A 19009-nucleotide genomic window follows, 5' to 3' on the forward strand; every position below is an offset into this window, starting at 1 on the left:
GGAGAAAAGGTAAAAAACATCGCCTCACATGATTGCGATGGAATCCCTGTTTGGATTTTTGAATCACTTTAGGAGTTTAAGTAAATATATGACGAGGGTGCGCCCTTCCTGATGGTAAGGGTGAGATTTGCCTGCCCTGGCAGCAGGCCAGGGAACTCACGACCAAGGGCTTATGAAACAAATAACTTAATTTGAACTCCTGATACCCCCAAATACGACAATTTTCGTGGCTTTTATGCCTGTTTTCCCAGATATGGCGGTGTGTTAAATTTCAATAATCTTATGCTTTAATCTTACCATCCTTGTTATATCTATTAAAATAATTACGCTTTCAGAGAATTAATTATTTTTATTTGGTTGTATAACATTTACAATTTCAAATGTAGATAAAGCCCTTTTTCAATTAATTCTGATTATTTTTCTGGAATCGCAGAGGTATAAGACTATTTAAATTTGTGAATTCAAGAGCTTCATCCCACATTCTATTAAACTCTATCGCTCTTCCCTCTTTATTATCAACTCTAAAATCATTCACAGCATAATCCAATTTTTCGAGGGTAATTGCCTTTGCATTTGGTTCCATTACCTCCATTGCTCTTCTCAGGATAATTCCAATTTCGCGGCCTGTAAATCCGGATAGTCTATCTTTGAATTGAGAAAAATCAACCTCTTTACTAAATTTCACTCCAAGAGTATTTGCCTGGGCTTTTAATATCTCAATGCATTCATCACCAATTGGAACCGGAAATGGTATGACTTTATCGAATCTAGTTCTCATTGCTGAATCGAGACCTTTTGCATTATTGGAAGCACATATCCAAATAATTTTTCCCCTATTTTCATCATTACCCATCTCTTCCAACAATCTTCCGAAGATTCTTTGATTAACACCGCTATCCCCTGAATAACCTTCTCGATTGCCAAATGCCTGGTCAATTTCGTCCACAAAGATGCAAATTGGCGCAATAGATTTAATAAAATTCAGTAAACGATCAAGGTTTCTTTCAGATTCACCGACCCATTGACTTCTGATATTTCTCATGACTACAAAATTCATGGAAGATTCTTCGGCAAATGCTTTGGAAATATAAGTTTTCCCAACTCCCGGAGGGCCAAGGAGTAAAATAGCTTTGGGAATTACATTGATCTTTCCATCCTTGATGTTATTTGAAATCTCACGCAAACAATTTTTCGCTTCTTTCAATCCGCCAATATCATTGAATCCATGTTCAGGCTGAACAAACTCTAAAACGCCACTACTTTCAGAGAAAATAATCTCCCGCTTAGCATCTTTGATCAACTTCCATGAGATTTTCTCCTTACGGGAGTTAGTCAACCCAATTAACTTTATAAATGTTCGATTTCCAAAACCGGTAGAATTCTGTGCCAAACCCTCCAAAGTCACGTCTTCTTCCAGAGGGATACTTTTTGTTTTTTCGTAATGATTTAAAATCTCCAGCCGTTCCCGCTCATCCGGAAGTGGAATATCAACGAGACACGTTTGACTGCTTGTGTTATAAAGGATTGGTGGTATCTTTCCCAGGTTATCTGCTAACAAGATAATGAGATGGCCTTCATTCCCGATTTTTTGTGTTTTCCCCCATCGATGGATAGTTTCAATTAATGCAGATTTCTGGTAATCATTTACCTCAGAGTTTATTGATGAGAGTGGAATGATATGGTCGAAATACTCAATAAGTATGGCAACCTTTGAATCCTTCTGAAAGAGTAGAGAGTTAAAGAATTCAAATACCGGAATAGTTGACTGCCCCCCTTTATGTTGAGGTGGCATTTTCGCAAGGACTTTACTGCCTTTTTCTGTGGAAACCAAAGTGGTAATACCACTTGATATAGAGTATTTCAAAATTAAATCGAAGTTGGTTAATTTTTTTATTTGTTCGAAAAGGTATTCCCCGAGTTCAAATAGCCGACCTTTGTCTGTACTTTCTGCGGGCTGGAAAACATAATCGTAAATATTGTTGTATATGATAAATTGATGCGCAATCTCAGCCTGATAAATTTCCCGAATCTCTGAAAACCATTTCTTTTCTTCTTCCATTTTCTTCACTCCCCCTAACCACAAAGAAAGTCTATTTTTTCCAGTGGGTAACCTTTTTCAACCCACTTCATCTTTATTTCGTTGATTAGATTTTCATCCCCAAAGAATTGAAGTATGCAATCCGAAGAAATTATAATAGTAACAGCGTTTTGATCCGGATTGACCTGTTGTCCTTTCGGTTCACTTTTTTTCATATAGATTCTCTGTTCTTCTCTGCTTTCACAATTGTTCCAGGGATACCATCGCTCATGGTAAAGTCAAGTCCTAAGGATTCAATAACGGATAGAGTCATCTTTTGTGTTTGTTCAAAATCCCAGGTACCTTTGCTATTTGAGTATGCTTTAAAATCCGCAATTTCCACTCCACATTCTTTCAAAAAGCCGCAAAACTTTTCAGTTTCCCTATAGCAATCTTCTCCTTTAAAACCCTGAAAGCTAAATTTCATTCCTTCATCTGTAATAGCAACACGAAACTCTTGGGTACCTTTCTTACCGGCAGCCTCATATTCTCCCAGACAGAATGTATAAAGATCATATCCCAACTTATCCTTGATGATTTCCTCGGCAGTATTTACTAACTGTTTGGTTAGTTCTTTCTTTACTTCTGTTGTAACTTCTTTCAATAATCTATTACTTTCCCCACTCAGTTTAATAACTTGCTTCCTCGTATTTATAAAATCGCTCCAATCGCAAGTCGAATTTATTTCATCCAATTCCATTAGGCTTTTTTTCAGCGCATTCGTCTCGAATGAATGTTTATCTTTTATTAGTGGTTCATTTTCAATCAACTTTATTGTGTTTTTTATATCCTGCTTTGTTATTAATATCGATAAGAGTTCATCCTGCTTCTCTATCGCTTCTAAACGCATCCTCGCAATCATTGCCTGACGTTCCGCTTCTATCTTTTTCGCCTCTATTTTCTGCAGCTTTTCCCGGTGCCTTTGGATTGCCACATCAATTTGCTTTCCAAAATATACGCGTGCTTTATCAGCAGCTTTGATGCTTTCCCCGATAACAAAAATACTTCCAGCTACACTTGCACCAACCAATACAAAAGGTAAAGAAATTAGACCCACTCCAATCACACCATGATTTGACATTTTTTCTCCTTACAGCCAATGATCATTTTATAAATCACAGTCCTTTTTTTAGTAATTAATATTCTATTTCTATCATTTTGAATCTTTCATACTTTTCGGCAACAAATCTGCTTCAGGATTCTCCTCTGGATCCTTTCCAGTAAGTTCTACTGATTCTTGTTCAGGAAAAGCCCGGTTATCCTCTATCTTTTTCGCCTCTCTGCTGTTTTCCTCAAGCTCAATCAAAGGCTTTGGCATTTCTAGCAAAACACGTGGAAAATAGGCTCTTTCCCCTACTTTTGCCAAACCAGTTAAGTTCTCTAAGATTCGTTTTTCTTCATCATCCCAAACAGCAAGACATTTCAGGCACAAATTGGCTGTTTTCCCATACAGGTCGAATATTCTTTTAATGATCGAATAAAGATCTAATTTGGAATCCTCAGGGTTATAAATGGAACAAGGTTTTTGAGTCAGCCCATTATTTTTACACAATTTCACTATCCTAACATAATAACTATAAAGGTCATGACGATTGGATAGTAAACCAGAGACATCTGTTTCCAAACGCCTCCCGGCAAGAATAATATCCTCGCCCAACTTTTTTTGATCATTTTCATGGTCAATATGATTGTTGCGGTATTCCCTTAAAAAGGCTGTATATTTTTCCCTTTGTTCTTTTAAATATTTGCTATCAGAAACTTTGAACAAAACTAAATACCTGGAGATTTCATCAAGATTTCTTTGGATTTCTTCGTTCATTTTCTTTCTTTCCGTTTTCTCTATTCTCATTTTTGTAAGCAACGGTTTATATGTTTGCCGAAAATTCCTTTTCGCCACAAACGAATGCTTTGGCTTTTCATTAAATAATTCATATGGAAAATCCAACAAATATGTGGAGACGGCCTTCTGAAAAGGAATGAGTTTGTTTTTACCGATGAGAGCCTGGATATCGTATAAAGATCCAAATTTTGCCGGAGTGTAACATTCAGCAGCCTGATAATCCCGTATAAATTCTTTCCAGCTTTCCCAAGGGATATCGGGGTTAATATTAATTACACCGCCGGAATTGATTATCGGATCGTTGCTATAGTTTTCCTCTTTCCAGTATTTCTCCTGAATATCACTGAATATTGCCATCAGATAGTACTGAATAAACACTGTTGGGTTTAGTAAAACCCAATCCACTTTTCTAAACAGAAGAAGCACAGAATGATTAATATCACCTTCGTGAGCATCCAATCCATAGTGCCATCTTTTGCCCACTCCCACGTAATCAAGACCGTTTTTCAGGCTGAGTGGAAAAAAACAGTATTGTTCGTTTCTATCAAAACTATCGAAAATATGTCTCTTGAGTGAATCTCGTAATTCATCGGAAAGATGATTGGAATGTGTAATCCAGTGATAGTCTTCAGGTTTGGGATGATAACGGCTGTAATAACAAAAAAAGTAAGATATTCTCATATGCGCCTGACTTTTTTACGATATTTCATCTATACATTTCTGCAATTGTTGTGTTCCCGTAAGTGTATTAAATACTCCCATCTCAACGTTATAATCACCATGGATAATCCCTTGCATCTCTATGTTAAATTGTATCTTCGTCTTGATTTCTGTTCCTTTCTTTTCTTTTTCTTCCTGCAATTTTTCAGTAAAGTAGGCGGGTATTATCCCATGCAAGGGACTCTTTTTTCTGTTATTCAAATTCTCTAAGGCCTTCTGCAGTTTTAATGATTCTCTATCCATCCACTTATCTGCGCAAAACAGGATGGGATTTTCAACCCATAGCGGGTTAATATTCTCATAAGGACCTTCGGGTACCGGTTTATGTGCATCCAGCCCTATCGCAGATACCGGAAAATAACCCGTTGGTATCCCCGCATCTATAAAAGGGCTTGCGAGCGGGTCAACTAGATCCGTGCATTTTTGGATAAAATGTACTTTATCCTCTTCAGTTTTTATTAATCTTCGCAATTCATCCACTTTAGTCAGTACAAAGGGAGCTGCGGTAAATTCATCCATTTTGTGATTTATAAACAGACTTTCAAATATTTGTCTTATGATATCGAGGCCCAAATTCGCCTTTATAGTATCCAAATCTTCATTGAAAATTTCCACTGAATCCAGTATAACTAATAAAGCATCACTTTCCCAAATTGTTTGTTGGATTTCAATGGCCTGCGGCTCATTTTCTTTTTTGTCAAAAACAAGCGCTCCCCCTGCGTAATCAATAAATCCGATATCAAAAATTGGATTATGCTTATAGAGCACATGGAGTCGTAAATCAGTCAAATTCTCTGTGCCTACTCTTTTTCCAGCCCTAACCACATTCCAACTCGTTTCCAGTTCTCTTGTAAGCCTTATTGCTGTTTTAATTTTTTCATCAATTATGGGATTTTCGGTAGGATTATTTAATTGATCTAAACTCATTAATGAAATTACTACATTGTATACAAATTTATGGAACATCGAAGCCATATACCAGGTTTTCCCCGCTCCTGAAGCCCCAATCATGGTGATTTTCAGTGTATCAGTTTCCGACATCTTTTCCATTGCCCACTCCCTTTATAATCTTTTCTATGTTTTGTCTTCCTTCTACTGCCATTTTCAATCCTCTTCAGAATCACATTTTTCGCGCTTATAAGTGTTCAACTTCGCTTATTTAATCGTAAGTAATTAATAATTAATCCCCCCATCTCGGTTGGTAATCACAATAATCATTATCGGTAACCCTTTTTACATATCCATCACTAAGACGCATAAGATATATCTCGCATCCATCCGGGTCCCCAAAATTATCCCGATAAGAAGTAAAAGCAATCCAGCTACCATCCGGTGAAAAAGAAGGCGCTAAATTATCCCCGCCGTTTGTCAAATAATCAACTGCCCCTTTTTCATCAAAAAGGAACAATTCCCGATTTTGCTTCTTATATTCACCACTGAAGGATGCCATTTGTCCATTAGGCCCCCAATCCGATCGGCCAGTTAGATAAGATAGATTGGATATTTTCCTGACATTATTCCCATCTTTATCCATGGTATAAAATTGGATACCTTTACTTTCGGTATTGGCAGCGAAAAGGATTTCACTTCCATCCGGCGACCAAACAGGTTCTTTGCAATCATAATAAGAATTGAGATCTCCAATAAAGCTTCCATCAATTCGTAATAAGGATATATAATTTTTTCCATTCTGATGACGAGTTGCCAGGATATATTTCCCATCAGGTGAAACATCTGAAGAATAAAATTCGCCATGATTGGATGTCAGTTGTTTGAGATTTTTCCCATCTGTGTCCACACTAAAAAGTTCATACCCGCCATTCATGGAGGAAGAAAATATAACCTTTGAACCCTTTCCATAAAGGGAAGGATAATAATTCTCAGAGTTCAAGTTATTAGTAAGCTGTTTTTTACCACTGCCATCCGCATTGATTATGCATATTTGATCATGACCAATTGTTTTGTCAACCTGACAAGTAAACACGATCTTTCCATTGAGAGCCTTCTCTTCCTTTGAGCTAGAGGTCGGAGTAATAATAATTTTTGGTGTTGGTGTGTTTACAATCTCAATCGTTTCATCGATGATAGTGGTTTTTGTCACAACAGTTATGCTTGTTGTAGGTGTAGAAGTGGCTATGGGTCCTGGAATGCAACCTTGTGGAAATTTGAAAACTAGAATTATTATAGATAATAAGGGTACCAGCACTCCTAAAATAACGATAGGCAACCTTTGCCAGGCCCTACAATAGACGCAGTACTCTGCATCTTCTTTAATTGGTTTTCTACAGAATGGATTCCAACATTTTTTCATTTTAATTATGTCAGCTAATCAATTTATTTCCACATTGAGAACAGTATTTTCCTATCGGGACAATCTGTTTACATTGGTTACAACGCAGATAACCATAAATTGGGTCTCCACAATTCGGACAAATCGCATCGTTTTTAAAGTTAATTGGATGTTTACAACTTTTACACACTTTTTTTACTTCATAGCCTGGTATATGTAATGGCAGTATTGTTTTTATCTCTTCAATATTCTTTTGATTGAAAGCAATCTCCTTTTGAATTGCTTTACTCTCAGAAGATTTTCCTGTAAAAAACCGGAAATTCAAGATCGGTAAAAGCGATCGGTTTATCCAGTTAGCATAATAAAATAAAAACGGATATTCTAATGGTAATAATGGTAGCTCAGCTTTCTGTGAGTCCTTTTCTTGAATGGGAAAAATACTTATTGGAGTTCCCATAAAATTAAAAACATTTATAAGTGGGTCCATCAGTTCCCTTATTTTGGATTCAAAGAAATCTACCTTTGCATTTATTTCCTCATTTATTAAGCCATTTGAAGGCCCCACAAGAATTCTTTCGATTCCAGAAATGACTATAGACGTGGATGAATATAGTAAATACTGTTTATTCTGATTACTATTCTCAAAATACTGCTTTAGCCATGTTAATCGAAATGTTCTTCTTAAACCCTCGATATCATTATTTAAAACAAATTCTGCATCAATTAAGAAGATAAAGGCATCCCCATAACAGGTATCTTTTTGAAGGTAGTCTTCCAATAGTATTTGGTTGTTCAATGGAACTTTAATAAAATCTAGATTGAAATACTTAAAAGGAGATGATTTATCGCGAACCAGCTTGATCAATTTCTCAAACCTGGAGATAGTGGATTCATTAATTCCAAATAATGTGATTCTCTGATAGTTGAAAACTCCTCGGTGTGAATAATCGATCTTCATTTTTATGTTTAACAATTACGTGAATTAAAAACAATCTCCACTATTTTTTTTAATAATTAATCAATAAAAACAGAACGGTTAGCAGTAATAATTGGTGATTTCTTTCTTTACCGTAAATAATTTCATTGAATCCTCAAATAAGTCATTTTTTTATTTATAAGTAATAGGGACTCAAAGATTCCCATTAAGTTTTCTTTACAAAGTGCTCGTTTTTTAGCTTTCAGTATTAGTTGGTTTTGTTCTATCAGAATATTTTATTAGTTGAACCCCTTCTTTATATTGTTTTGATCTTCTTCCCCATTATTTTCCGATCTAGAATTTTTCAATTTTCTACTTAATACATCTTGGGAAAAGGTAAATAGCCGTTATAGAAGGAAATTTTTTTATAAATAAAGACCCCATCTTCCCATTACCTAAAGAAATTATATAGCAAATAACTAATTTCCTTACGGTTTTTATACACACATATCTTAATATTTCTGATTTTTTAATATAAAAAAATGATTGGGTTATATGTCAGTTTTTCCCTAACATACATCACAGAATCTTTCAGAATATTAAAATACTCTAATAACCTTTTTAGCAAATAAATTTTACTAACTCCCAATCTTCATTAGATTCCAATAGGATCGGTGAAACAAACCTCGGATAGGAGTCTTCCTCCACAAATGATAAAACAACTTTGGTTCAGTACTTGATCTCCTGTTTAATCGGTCAAGAATGTCATATTTTTCATACATCACTTGTGGTCTTAAGGAAAAAAATTTTTAAAGCTTTCTGTGTATAAACGGTTCTTAACATTTTTTGACCCGTGATTAATTGTATATGTCAGTATTTTAGAATCATCCCTTTTTTGAACGATATATAAATAATCAAATCATCTTATAAATTTAGTTTCAAATCTTTTCTTTGCATAAAAAAAAAGAATTTAATAAATTCTCAAGAAACTTCCGTTTACTTCAACGGAAAACGAGTAAAATAAAGCTATTCAGCATTCACAAATAAATGGCTCCGAGGCTTGTTCTATTAATCTCCAATCCGCAGGATAAACACACTTCTCGAGTATTCGAGAATATACAGAAATTTAATGCTCATCCTATCTTGTTCTTTCCGGAAAAATTCGGATCAGACTATACTCTTTCAATTAACCAAACTCACAATAATGAGATACCTGAAATTATTGTAAACACCGGATCTGAAAATATAAACCTGAACGAAGTTTTTTCTATATGGTATCGTAGGCCCCATCCAATTCATTTTCAAAAGTATTCTTTGACCGATGAAGGAGAAGACTTTGCTCTTGATGAATGGAAAGCGGCAATTGAGGCAATGTATGCATTACTTAAAGACCCATTATGGGTATCTCACCCTGACAAACTACGGAAAGCGTCTCGAAAACCACTTCAATTAAAATTAGCCCAAGAGATAGGGTTCAGAGTCCCACGAACTCTCATTACGAATAACCCAATTCAAGCAAAAAGATTTTACGAACTCTGTGATGGAAAAATTATTCTAAAAGCTACTGGAGCCGGGTGGATCTATTCGAGAAACAATAGTGATATTAAATTTGTGCTAACAAATCGAGTAATTTTTTCAGATATTATCGCAGAAGATGAAATCTCAATTTCTCCAGTTACATTCCAAGAGGAAATTCCAAAAAAATACGAAATTCGGGTCAATGTTATAGGTTCACAGGTAATTTCGGTAAAAATTGATAGCCAACAAAGTAAAACATCAGAACTGGATTGGCGGAGATACGATTTACAGAATACTCCATATGCTCCATACAAATTACCTGATGAAATTGAGAAAAAGTGTCTTGAGTTAACACGTCAACTCGGCCTCGAATTCGGAGCAATTGATTTAATAAGAAAACCTGATGGGGAATACGTATTTTTAGAGATCAATGAAAACGGACAATTCTTGTGGATTGAGGAACTATCAGGAGCACAAATCAGTGTAGCTATAGCTAGTTTGTTAGCGGGAGTAAGTCCATCGCTTAATAATTCTTGAATCAAATAGAAGGGAGAAAATAAAAATGTTTGAAGATAAGACAGAATTAATAAGTCCTTTATTATTTCGCTATCTGGAAATTGAAAAAGTAAACGAAGTTTCTGGAAATCCCAATATTCACACCACAAATTCCACAAATAAATTTGAAGATGAGCCAAGTCCTGAACCTACAAAAAAAACGCCATATGGTGATTAATTCTATTAAGTAACTAGTAAACCCGCTAACATAAAGGGGTGGGCTTTCCCACCCCTAAAACACTATATTATTCAGGTTTTTGACAAAGCATTATTCAAATTTTTTTGTAAAAATATTTTGAGAGTTGAAATCCTCTGCACTACTGCGAAGTTCTTAAATAAATATATGGCGAGAGTGAGATTTGAACTCACGACCAAGGGCTTATGAGTCCCCTGCTCTACCACTGAGCTACCTCGCCATATCAGCTGGACAATCTTACTATACCCAAAAATATCTGTCAATAATGTTTAAGAAATCCTGCTTTCAAATCATGACAGGTATTCCCGATTATGATTAACATTCTCATATTGAACAATTGTCTGGACTGATAAAATTACCTTGGGTTTTTACCAAATATCTGCTTTAATAATTCAATACTCGTTTCAACTTTGGAGGGAAGCGTCAATTGGAGAGGGTGCGCAAAGCAGTCACGCCGGCATTTATTATTCGTGCGGCCGCGTATTGCGGTTTACTGGTTGTGCTTGCCCTCCGCATTGGCTCGTTCACGGATAAACGCCTGGTTGCCTTGGCCGTTTTCCTGCTCGGAATTCTCCTGCTCCCCGCCCTCTCTTTTCGTTGGCCGCGCCTCTCGCCTTTCATCCCTGCCCTAACAGCCCTGATGGACTTTGCCCTGGTTGCCGTCCTGGTGCTGCAAGGATATCCATCTTTTGAATTATTCTTTATTTGTGTTCTGGTCGCGGACGGCATTCTGGCCGGTTGGAAAGTGACCCTGGCGCTTGGTTTGGGTTCAGCGGCATTTTTCATATTTACTGCCTATGCGCAGTTTTCCGAATTCGATAGGCTTACGGAATTAATTCCCAGCCTCATTTTCTGGCTCATCTTAACTGCCATAACCACGGCTTGGGCCCGGCAGCACGAAAAGGAAAATCGGGCGCGCGCCAACCTGGAAGACAATCTCCAAGTCCGCTCGGACCGTTTGTCCATGCTCTCCCACGAGGTCCGTACTCCTCTCACCCTCATGCGCACTTCGTTGGAATTGCTTTTCGATGAAAGCGCCGGTCCCTTGACCAAACAGCAGCGCACTTTCCTTGAGACTATTTACCAAAACGAGGAGCGGGTGGCCTCCCTCGCCCAAAACCTGCTCACCCAGGCCAAACTGGAAGCCGGCGTCTTCTCGCCGAAATTCCAGCCGGTGGACCTTCGTCACGTGGTTCGCGACGCGGTGGAGGACCTGCGCGCTATTACAGACCAGCGCAGCCAGCACATCAGCACCTACTATCCCCAGGTTTTGCCTCCCATTCCGGTCGACCCGGATCTTTTCCGACAGGTCTTGATCAATCTGATCCAAAATGCCAGCCGCTACAGCTCGGAAGGCGGCCGTATCATTGTCACCATCTCCCAAAACGACCGCAACATGCTGATTGCGGTCACGGACGACGGCGCCGGCATGGGTTATGAGAACCGCCGCCAGCTATTCCGGCATTTTTCCACTCCCGGCAACCGGCTCAACGACGGTACCGGCCTGGGTTTGGTCATCGTTAAGAACATCGTCGAACGCCACGGCGGGCAGGTTTACGTCGATACTTTATTAGGCCGGGGTACCAGTTTTTACGTGACCCTGCCATTCAATCAAACGGAGAGCAGCTATGAAAGAGCACCCATTAATCTTGGTCGCGGATGATGAACCGCAGATGGTAGGGGTCATCAGTTATGGTCTGCAAAATGCCGGCTTCGAGGTGGTCATGGCTTACGACGGCCGCGAGGCGCTGCAGCAGGTTGAGAAATGCCGCCCCGACCTGGTCATCCTGGATGTAGAAATGCCCGCGCTGGACGGTTTTGCAGTCTGCCAGAAAGTACGCACAGCCACAACCATCCCGGTGCTCTTGCTGACCGTCAGGGACGAGCAGGAAGAAATCATCAAAGGCCTGGAATTGGGCGCCGATGATTATATGACCAAGCCTTTCAGCATTCGCGAATTAACCCTGCGCGTCCAGGCCATTCTGCGCCGCACCCACAATTCCGATCAGCACAGCGTTGATATACAACCGCTCCATATCGATTTTGACCGCCGCCGGGTAACCCTGCACGATCTGCCCGTTGAACTCTCTCCCCTGGAATATCGCCTGCTGGTTTGTTTGGTGTCCAATGCGGGCCGCGTGCTGACCTGGCAGGCTTTATTAAAGGAAGTATGGGAACTTGAGATATGGCAGGGTGATAAAGAGATGGTCAAAATTGAAATCTACCGCCTGCGCCAAAAGCTGGAACCCAACCCCAGCGATCCCATATTCATTCATACGGAGCGCGGAGTCGGGTATTACTTTGAAAAGATCAATAAGTAAAGAAAATAATCGCTGTAATGGAAGTGTAACCATCTGTAACCATCCGGAAACCATAGACGCAATCTGAAATGCTATAGTGGTGGCATCGAACAACCCTATGGCTTTCTGATGAAAGCCCACCCATAACTAAGGAGGATTTGAAAGATGCGTCACTCAGTAATAACTATTGTAGGGATTCTGGTACTGTCGCTCGTGCTCGGTGCATGTGCGTCCCAAACAGCCTCAGAACCCGCCCAGCCCGCCGATGCTGCCGCGGAAGCGCAGGAGCCGGCCGCTGCCGTTGAAGAACCCGCTGTGGTCGAAGAACAGGTGTCCGGCCCGTTAACCGTCTTGTGCGGCCCGCAGGAAGACTGGTGCCAGGCGATGACAGCTGCCTTCCAGGATCAGACCGGCATTGAGACTTCATACGTGCGCCTGTCTTCCGGTGAAGCGGTCGCCCGCATGGAAGCCGAAGCGGATGCGCCTACCTTTGATGTCTGGTGGGGCGGCCCCAGCGACGGACAGGTGGAAGCCTTCACTAAGGGGCTGATCGAACCCTACATCCCCGCAAATGCGGCCCTGATTCCCGAAAACCTGAAAGATGAAGCCAGCGGCTGGACAGGCATTTATGTTGGCGCTTTAGGCTTCTGCTCCAATCAGGACGTTTTGGACGAATTAGGCGTCGAAGCCCCCACTTCCTGGGATGACCTGCTGAATCCCAAGCTGCAGGGGAACATTGCCATCGCTGATTCCCGCACCTCGGGCACGGCTTACACATCCCTGTATACGCTGGTGCTGCTGCGCGGCGAAGACGGCGCTTTTGATTACCTGAAGCAGTTGGATAGCAACATCTTCCAATACACCAAGAGCGGTTCGGCTCCCGGCACCATGGCTGCCTCCGGTGAAGTTGCCGTTGCCATTATCTTCTCGCACGACTGCGTCAAGTTCCGTGAAGAAACCGGCGCGAACCTGGTAGTGTCCTTCCCGGCGGAAGGTACCGGCTACGAAATCGGTGCTGAGGCGCTCATTAAGAACGCGCCCAACCCGGCGGCCGCAAAAGTCTGGATGGACTGGGCGTTGACCCCTGAAGCGCAGGCCGTCGCTGCCACAGTGAAATCCTATCAAGTGCCCACAAATCCCGAAACGATTGTGCCCGCTGAAGCGATTTCCCTCAGCCAGGTAAATCTGGTGGACTACGACAGCATCGCTGCCGGCGAGGCTAAAAGCGCGCTGATTGAACGTTACGCGGAAGAGGTGCGTGAAGGCGCTGCCGCTCCTGAAAGTTAATCGACTGATAGACAATCAATAAAACCATTAGAGGTGGCGCTTGGCTGCCGTAAAACTGCAAAGCGCTGCCTCTTTTGATAGGAGTACATAAATGTCCGAATTCATCGCTCTCCGCTTGCGTGAGTTTCGCCGGTTGACTCAGGATGGCTGGCTATCGCTTGGCTTTTTAGTCTCCATTCTTTTCCTGGCATTCTTCATTATTTTCCCGTTGGGCAAAATCCTGTCCGTCAGTCTGAGCTCGGAAGCCGTTCCCGTCTACCAGCGTCTCATCGCCGGACGGGCAACCTGGCAGGTTATCCTGAACACCCTGAAAATGGGCTTGGGCACTGCCTTTGCCGGTACCTTGGTCGGGTTCTTGTTTGCTTTTGTACAGGTCAAGCTGGATGTTCCCCTAAAGAAGTTTTTTCATCTAATCAGCCTGCTTCCCATCATCTCGCCGCCTTTCGCGGTATCCATGTCAGTCATCGTGCTTTTCGGCCGCAGCGGATTGATCACCAAAGACCTGCTCGGCTTGCGCTACGATATCTACGGCTTGGATGGCTTGATTCTGGTTCTCACCATTTCGTTCTTCCCGGTGGCTTACCTGACCCTCTTGGGAATGATGCGCGCGCTGGATCCTTCACTCGAAGAAGCCGCCACCAGCCTGGGAGCGGGAAAATGGCGGGTTTTCCGCACGGTGATCCTGCCCATGCTGGTGCCCGGCATAGCCAGTTCTTTCCTGCTGCTCTTTGTTGAAGCCCTGGCCGACCTGGCCAACCCGCTGTTGATTGGCGGTAACTACACTGTTTTAGCTTCCCGTATATATATGTCCATCATTGGCGAATATGACCTGAACGCAGGCGCGGTGCTCTCGCTAATTCTTCTGGTGCCTACGTTGTTAATTTACTTCATTCAGCACTATTGGGTCAGCCGCCATTCTTACGTCTCGATTACCGGCAAGCCCGCCGGATATTCGCGCCCGCTTCAATCCAAATGGGTCAAGTGGACGCTCTTCACCGTTTGCCTGCTGATTGCAGCGCTAATCGTATTGATCTACGGTTTCATCTTTGTCGGCGCGATCGTCAAAGTGTGGGGCATCAACTATGAATTAACCCTCGAGCATTTCCGTTTCGTCCTGCTGGGCTATGGTTCAAAAGCCATGACCGACACCACCCTGCTTTCAGCCATCGCCACGCCTATTGCCAGCTTGATGGGTATTCTAATCGCTTATCTGGTGGTGCGCCGGAAATTTATTGGCCGCAACCTGGTCGATTTCACATCGGTCTTGGGCCTGGCCGTTCCCGGCACAGTGGTCGGCATCGGTTTTATCCTGGCCTTCAACAAGCCCATCCTCGGCGGCTTGGTACCCAAACTCACCGGCACAGCACTCATCATCATCCTGGCCTACGTGGTCCGCAGCATTCCCGCCAGCGTCCGTTCCGGCGTGGCCGCCATCTATCAGTTTGACCCGGCCATGGAGGAAGCCTCCTCCAGCCTGGGCGCCAGTTCAGCAACCACCTTCCAGCGCATCACCATGCCCCTGGTCCGCCCGGCTTTTCTGACAGGCCTGATCTATAGTTTCACGCGCTCGATCACGTCGCTGTCTGCCATTATTTTCCTGGTAACACCCCAATGGCGCATTATGACCACCCAGATCTTGAACGAGGCTGAAACCGGTCGCTTTGGTAATGCCGCCGCTTATTGCGTGGTCCTAATTGCCATTGTTCTAACCTCGATTGGGCTAATGTACGCTGTCGTCGGTTCCACCACCGGAGCTGAACGAATGATTGATATATAAGGAATAGACATGGAAACAGCAACGCTTATGTTAGAAAATTTGGTAAAAACCTTCGGCCGTAAAAAGGATGTCCAGGCGGTCAATGGTCTCAACCTTGAAATCCACCAGGGAGAATTCGTCACCCTGCTCGGCCCATCCGGATGCGGAAAAACTACCACGCTGCGGATGATCGCCGGTTTTGAATCCCCCACTTCCGGCCGGATCCTCCTGGAAGGGAAAGAGATTAACGAGATACCGCCCAACAAAAGGCCCATGGCCATGGTCTTTCAAAATTACGCGCTCTTTCCACATATGTCGGTCTTTGAAAACATCGCCTATGGCCTGAAGGTCAAAAAGCAGCCCCAGGATCAAATCCACGAAAAGGTTGAGATTGTCCTGCAATTGATGAACCTGGTCGGTTTGGGAGATCGCATGCCCCACCAGCTTTCCGGCGGCCAACAGCAGCGCGTGGCATTAGCGCGCGCCCTGGTCATGCAGCCCAAAGTCCTGCTTTTTGACGAACCGCTTTCCAACCTGGATGCCAAGCTGCGCGTGCAGATGCGCGCTGAAATCCGCCGCTTGCAGCAGCGCCTGGGCATCACCACCGTTTATGTCACCCACGACCAGGCTGAAGCCATGAGCCTCGCGGACCGCATCGCAGTCATGCACGACGGTCAAATTGAACAAATCGGCTCCCCGGTTGAGATCTACGAGCAGCCGGCTTCGCTCTTTGTGGCCGACTTCATTGGCAAAGCCAATTTCATTGAGAGTATGGTTGAGGACAGTTCCGATGATCACATCTCGCTGGAATTATTCGGCAATTCTCTCACCATTCCCACGGGAAATCATACTTATGCCGTGAATGACCGCGTCTACCTGATCATCCGGCCCGAATCCGTCCACCTCAGCCATAAGGAAGGAGCCTTCTCCGGAGAAATAAAACAGGCAGTCTATTTAGGCTCAACGGTGGAGTATGAAGTTGAAATTTGCGGTCAGGTGATCTCTGTGATCATCTATGACCCGCAGGAAGGCGATAAATTCGAAGAAGGCAGCCGTGTATCCGTTGAATTTTCCGCCAACTCATTCCATACCTTACCCAGAAAATAGGGGGGAAGCATTTTCCCGGCAGGAGAAGTTCATTTTCTCCTGCCTTTTTTATTACAAAAAACACAGCATTTAGCCTGTTATAGATAATCCGGTATAAATCCCGGCCTACTTGTTTTATAATCATATCTGACCTAACCCAACACTATTATTGAAGGAGAATAACGTTATGCGTGATATGACCAAAGCCAACCTGGAAGCCGCATTCGCCGGCGAAAGCCAGGCTCATATGAAATACCTGATCTTCGCAGATCAGGCCGAAAAAGACGGTTTTCCCAATGTTGCGCGCCTCTTCCGCGCCACCGCCTATGCCGAACAGGTACATGCCACCAGCCATTTCAAGGTGATGCAAAAGCTGGGCGATACATCCGCAAATCTGCAAACCGGCATCGAGGGCGAAACCTTCGAAGTTGAAGAAATGTATCCGGCTTACCAGGCCGTAGCCGAGCTGCAGGAAGAACGCGGTGCGGTACGCTCCACCACCTGGGCACGTGAAGCCGAAAAGATCCACGCCGTCCTGTACGCGGACGCCAAACAGGCAGTTAAATCCGAGAAAGATAGTTCCGGCGAAGCGGTCTATGTCTGCCCCGTTTGCGGTCACACCGGTTACGGCGAAGCGCCCGATAATTGCCCCATCTGCAACGCCAAGAAAGAACTCTTCAAGATTTTCTAAGCAATACAAAGCCAAACAGGCAGCCAAAATCGGCTGCCTGTTTTTTTATCTACCTTCTAAAAACGCTTATTCTAATAAATAAATTAATCCTGCTTCAGTACCTCAAGGATCTTTCCTATTGTTGCCTCTTCATTTACCCCAGTCAGAAAGGACATGCAATTAATCACCGGGATATTTTCATCCGGCGATTTGACCCTCGAAGAGGAAACAATAAGATCATATTTTTCGGAATCCAGGTGAGATTTAATACTAAATGCGTTGCTGTTCGTAATTTCCACGTCGATTGCATTTTCTTCCGCAATCTCTTTAACTCTGCGAGTAATTACGCTGGATGTGACTCCGCCTGTTCCGCAAACGGATAAAACCCTTTTCTTAGCCATACAACACCTCGTTAAATAGATGTGGGTGAAAAATATTCACCCACATCCATAACCTGTACTTTAGATAGTATAACCGAATAACCCAACAATTTTAACCAGTATCCACGTGATCCAGTTCGAACCCGCAGCCATGCTTGTCCAGGTTACACCATCCTGAACCTGCATACCAATCATTTCTCCGGCCTTGGTGTACAGCGGTGCAAGGTCGCCGGATATATACAGCGCAGCGGCGAAGATAAATACACCTACAATCAAACCGCGCACAAAATTACCGCGTTTCAAGAAGGGCATGCACATACTGATGAGGAAGGGTGTCCCAATTGCGAGGTCAGCAAGCGGCAGTACGTGATTGCCGGGCAGGATCAAGGCCAGTCCCAAAACAATCGGAATCAGGATCATACCAACCGCCAAAACATCCGGCTGCCCAATCAAAACGGCAGCATCCACACCGATATAAACGTCGCGGTTGAATTTTTCCTTCATGAAATTGCGCAAATGTTCCGAGATCGGGCCTAACCCTTCCATCATCAATTGCAGCATTCTGGGGTAAAGCAGCATGACCGCCGCCAGAGAAACAGCCAGATTCAAGACTGTGCCCCAGGGTTGGCGCCCAATAATGCCAATCAAGGCACCCAGAATCGTGCCAAGCATTACCGGTTCGCCAAACACACCGAATTTCTTGGCGATGGTATCCGGATCAGCTTCCAAATCCCGCAGGCCGGGAATCTTTTCAATGACCCAATTGACTGCAATTCCAAGCGGAGGCCATAAGGCGGCGTTCCCATGAGGAATGGAAATACCTTCCATGTCAAAATGCTCATCGATCTTCGGTGCGGTCCAGTCAGCAATCAACAGGATAATGACCTCGTTGATCACAAAGCCGGCTAATGCAATGACCAGGTTACCGGTGAGCGCGTACAGTGCAATCGCGGAAATACCCCAAGGCCAGTAATTCAAGATATCCGCATCCAGGGTTTTGGTAAGGTTTAGAATCAGCATCAGAATGTTTACACCCAAGCCGATCGGAATGAACCAGATTGCGATGGGTGAACCCCAGGTTGCCGTCAGCAGAGAGAACACGCCGGCATCCGCAATATCCAATTGAAGGCCCAACCCTTGGACGAAAGCCGCTACCGCCGGGCCAATGTTCGACGCGAACACTGTAAACATTGCTGAAAAACCGACAAAGCCCGCTCCAATCAATATGGCACTTCTGAAAGCTTTAGTAAATTTCATCCCGGCAATCAAAGAGAATATCAGGATCGCGAGGGGCACCATTACCGCTGAGGGTAAAGCAGTGATTGACGCCATAATATTTGTAAAATTCATCTCAAATCTCCATATATATCAATATTATTTTTATAGAACACAAACCAGGAAATTTTTTCTTTACGATC

At 43.1% G+C, this 19009-nt stretch carries 17 protein-coding genes and 1 tRNA gene; 8 read left to right on the top strand and 10 right to left on the bottom strand.

What is annotated here, in order from left to right; genetic code table 11:
* Positions 1–403: 403 nt before the first annotated feature.
* The 7 genes from Pelsub_RS10980 to Pelsub_RS11010 form a co-directional block, all read right to left on the bottom strand.
* Positions 404–2059: an ATP-binding protein gene (locus Pelsub_RS10980; RefSeq protein ID WP_126440503.1), complete on the bottom strand. Its 1656-nt coding sequence runs from the start codon at positions 2057–2059 to the stop codon at positions 404–406.
* A 14-nt stretch (positions 2060–2073) separates the two neighbouring features.
* A complete protein-coding gene (locus Pelsub_RS10985; RefSeq protein WP_116223691.1) occupies positions 2074–2253 on the bottom strand; it encodes a hypothetical protein in 180 nt (59 codons plus the stop codon).
* On the bottom strand, positions 2250–3158 hold the full coding sequence (locus Pelsub_RS10990; protein ID WP_116223690.1) for a hypothetical protein: 909 nt from the start codon (positions 3156–3158) through the stop codon (positions 2250–2252). The genes Pelsub_RS10985 and Pelsub_RS10990 overlap by 4 nt, the downstream gene beginning before the upstream one ends.
* Before the next feature lie 72 nt (positions 3159–3230).
* On the bottom strand, positions 3231–4598 hold the full coding sequence (locus tag Pelsub_RS10995; protein WP_126440504.1) for a hypothetical protein: 1368 nt from the start codon (positions 4596–4598) through the stop codon (positions 3231–3233).
* A gap of 15 nt (positions 4599–4613) precedes the next feature.
* Positions 4614–5687 carry a hypothetical protein gene (locus Pelsub_RS11000; protein WP_116223688.1) on the bottom strand — a complete coding sequence of 358 codons (1074 nt, stop codon included), beginning with the start codon at positions 5685–5687 and terminating at the stop codon, positions 4614–4616.
* A 130-nt stretch (positions 5688–5817) separates the two neighbouring features.
* Positions 5818–6738: a TolB family protein gene (locus tag Pelsub_RS11005; RefSeq protein ID WP_158675081.1), complete on the bottom strand. Its 921-nt coding sequence runs from the start codon at positions 6736–6738 to the stop codon at positions 5818–5820.
* Positions 6739–6958: 220 nt separating this feature from the next.
* The gene (locus Pelsub_RS11010) at positions 6959–7792 is read right to left on the bottom strand and encodes a hypothetical protein (RefSeq protein WP_126440507.1); all 834 of its coding nucleotides are present in this window, start codon (positions 7790–7792) and stop codon (positions 6959–6961) included.
* A 1098-nt stretch (positions 7793–8890) separates the two neighbouring features.
* Between Pelsub_RS11010 and Pelsub_RS11015 the strand changes: the two genes are divergently transcribed.
* A complete protein-coding gene (locus Pelsub_RS11015) occupies positions 8891–9898 on the top strand; it encodes an MvdC/MvdD family ATP grasp protein (protein ID WP_116223685.1) in 1008 nt (335 codons plus the stop codon).
* A 25-nt stretch (positions 9899–9923) separates the two neighbouring features.
* Complete coding sequence (locus tag Pelsub_RS15680; RefSeq protein WP_158675082.1) at positions 9924–10094, top strand: hypothetical protein; 171 nt, start codon at positions 9924–9926, stop codon at positions 10092–10094.
* 166 nt (positions 10095–10260) lie between these two features.
* Here the strand turns inward: Pelsub_RS15680 and Pelsub_RS11020 are convergent.
* Positions 10261–10332: transfer RNA gene (locus tag Pelsub_RS11020), tRNA-Met, on the bottom strand.
* Between the two features lie 216 nt (positions 10333–10548).
* On the opposite strand from Pelsub_RS11020, the gene Pelsub_RS11025 reads away from it, so the two are divergent.
* From Pelsub_RS11025 to Pelsub_RS11050, 6 genes are all read left to right on the top strand, one after another.
* The gene (locus tag Pelsub_RS11025) at positions 10549–11775 is read left to right on the top strand and encodes a sensor histidine kinase (protein ID WP_116223684.1); all 1227 of its coding nucleotides are present in this window, start codon (positions 10549–10551) and stop codon (positions 11773–11775) included.
* Entirely contained in the window at positions 11741–12433 is a 693-nt protein-coding gene (locus Pelsub_RS11030) for a response regulator transcription factor (protein WP_116223683.1), read from the top strand. The genes Pelsub_RS11025 and Pelsub_RS11030 overlap by 35 nt, the downstream gene beginning before the upstream one ends.
* 144 nt (positions 12434–12577) lie before the next feature.
* Positions 12578–13699, top strand: coding sequence for an ABC transporter substrate-binding protein (locus tag Pelsub_RS11035; RefSeq protein ID WP_116223682.1), 1122 nt, complete (start codon positions 12578–12580; stop codon positions 13697–13699).
* A gap of 91 nt (positions 13700–13790) precedes the next feature.
* The gene (locus Pelsub_RS11040; protein WP_116223681.1) at positions 13791–15476 is read left to right on the top strand and encodes an ABC transporter permease; all 1686 of its coding nucleotides are present in this window, start codon (positions 13791–13793) and stop codon (positions 15474–15476) included.
* Between the two features lie 27 nt (positions 15477–15503).
* A complete protein-coding gene (locus tag Pelsub_RS11045) occupies positions 15504–16562 on the top strand; it encodes an ABC transporter ATP-binding protein (RefSeq protein WP_198418346.1) in 1059 nt (352 codons plus the stop codon).
* A 166-nt stretch (positions 16563–16728) separates the two neighbouring features.
* Positions 16729–17232, top strand: coding sequence for a rubrerythrin family protein (locus Pelsub_RS11050; RefSeq protein WP_116223679.1), 504 nt, complete (start codon positions 16729–16731; stop codon positions 17230–17232).
* A gap of 83 nt (positions 17233–17315) precedes the next feature.
* Here Pelsub_RS11050 and Pelsub_RS11055 read toward each other — a convergent pair whose 3' ends face one another.
* Together Pelsub_RS11055 and Pelsub_RS11060 are read right to left on the bottom strand one after the other, a co-directional pair.
* Positions 17316–17612 carry a PTS sugar transporter subunit IIB gene (locus Pelsub_RS11055; RefSeq protein WP_116223678.1) on the bottom strand — a complete coding sequence of 99 codons (297 nt, stop codon included), beginning with the start codon at positions 17610–17612 and terminating at the stop codon, positions 17316–17318.
* Positions 17613–17672: 60 nt separating this feature from the next.
* On the bottom strand, positions 17673–18941 hold the full coding sequence (locus tag Pelsub_RS11060) for a PTS galactitol transporter subunit IIC (protein ID WP_116223677.1): 1269 nt from the start codon (positions 18939–18941) through the stop codon (positions 17673–17675).
* Positions 18942–19009: the final 68 nt, after the last annotated feature.

The organism is Pelolinea submarina, assembly GCF_003966975.1.
Taxonomy (GTDB): domain Bacteria; phylum Chloroflexota; class Anaerolineae; order Anaerolineales; family Anaerolineaceae; genus Pelolinea; species Pelolinea submarina.

Excerpts from the sequence above, each read along its gene's own strand:
- Pelsub_RS10990 (WP_116223690.1), bottom strand. The coding sequence starts at position 3,158 with ATGTCAAATCATGGTGTGATTGGAGTGGGTCTAATTTCTTTACCTTTT.
- Pelsub_RS15680 (WP_158675082.1), top strand. The coding sequence starts at position 9,924 with ATGTTTGAAGATAAGACAGAATTAATAAGTCCTTTATTATTTCGCTAT.
- Pelsub_RS11055 (WP_116223678.1), bottom strand. The coding sequence starts at position 17,612 with ATGGCTAAGAAAAGGGTTTTATCCGTTTGCGGAACAGGCGGAGTCACA.
- Pelsub_RS10995 (WP_126440504.1), bottom strand. The coding sequence starts at position 4,598 with ATGAGAATATCTTACTTTTTTTGTTATTACAGCCGTTATCATCCCAAA.
- Pelsub_RS11060 (WP_116223677.1), bottom strand. The coding sequence starts at position 18,941 with ATGAATTTTACAAATATTATGGCGTCAATCACTGCTTTACCCTCAGCG.
- Pelsub_RS11050 (WP_116223679.1), top strand. The coding sequence starts at position 16,729 with ATGCGTGATATGACCAAAGCCAACCTGGAAGCCGCATTCGCCGGCGAA.
- Pelsub_RS10980 (WP_126440503.1), bottom strand. The coding sequence starts at position 2,059 with ATGGAAGAAGAAAAGAAATGGTTTTCAGAGATTCGGGAAATTTATCAG.
- Pelsub_RS11030 (WP_116223683.1), top strand. The coding sequence starts at position 11,741 with ATGAAAGAGCACCCATTAATCTTGGTCGCGGATGATGAACCGCAGATG.
- Pelsub_RS11040 (WP_116223681.1), top strand. The coding sequence starts at position 13,791 with ATGTCCGAATTCATCGCTCTCCGCTTGCGTGAGTTTCGCCGGTTGACT.
- Pelsub_RS11035 (WP_116223682.1), top strand. The coding sequence starts at position 12,578 with ATGCGTCACTCAGTAATAACTATTGTAGGGATTCTGGTACTGTCGCTC.
- Pelsub_RS10985 (WP_116223691.1), bottom strand. The coding sequence starts at position 2,253 with ATGAAAAAAAGTGAACCGAAAGGACAACAGGTCAATCCGGATCAAAAC.
- Pelsub_RS11015 (WP_116223685.1), top strand. The coding sequence starts at position 8,891 with ATGGCTCCGAGGCTTGTTCTATTAATCTCCAATCCGCAGGATAAACAC.
- Pelsub_RS11000 (WP_116223688.1), bottom strand. The coding sequence starts at position 5,687 with ATGGAAAAGATGTCGGAAACTGATACACTGAAAATCACCATGATTGGG.
- Pelsub_RS11045 (WP_198418346.1), top strand. The coding sequence starts at position 15,504 with ATGTTAGAAAATTTGGTAAAAACCTTCGGCCGTAAAAAGGATGTCCAG.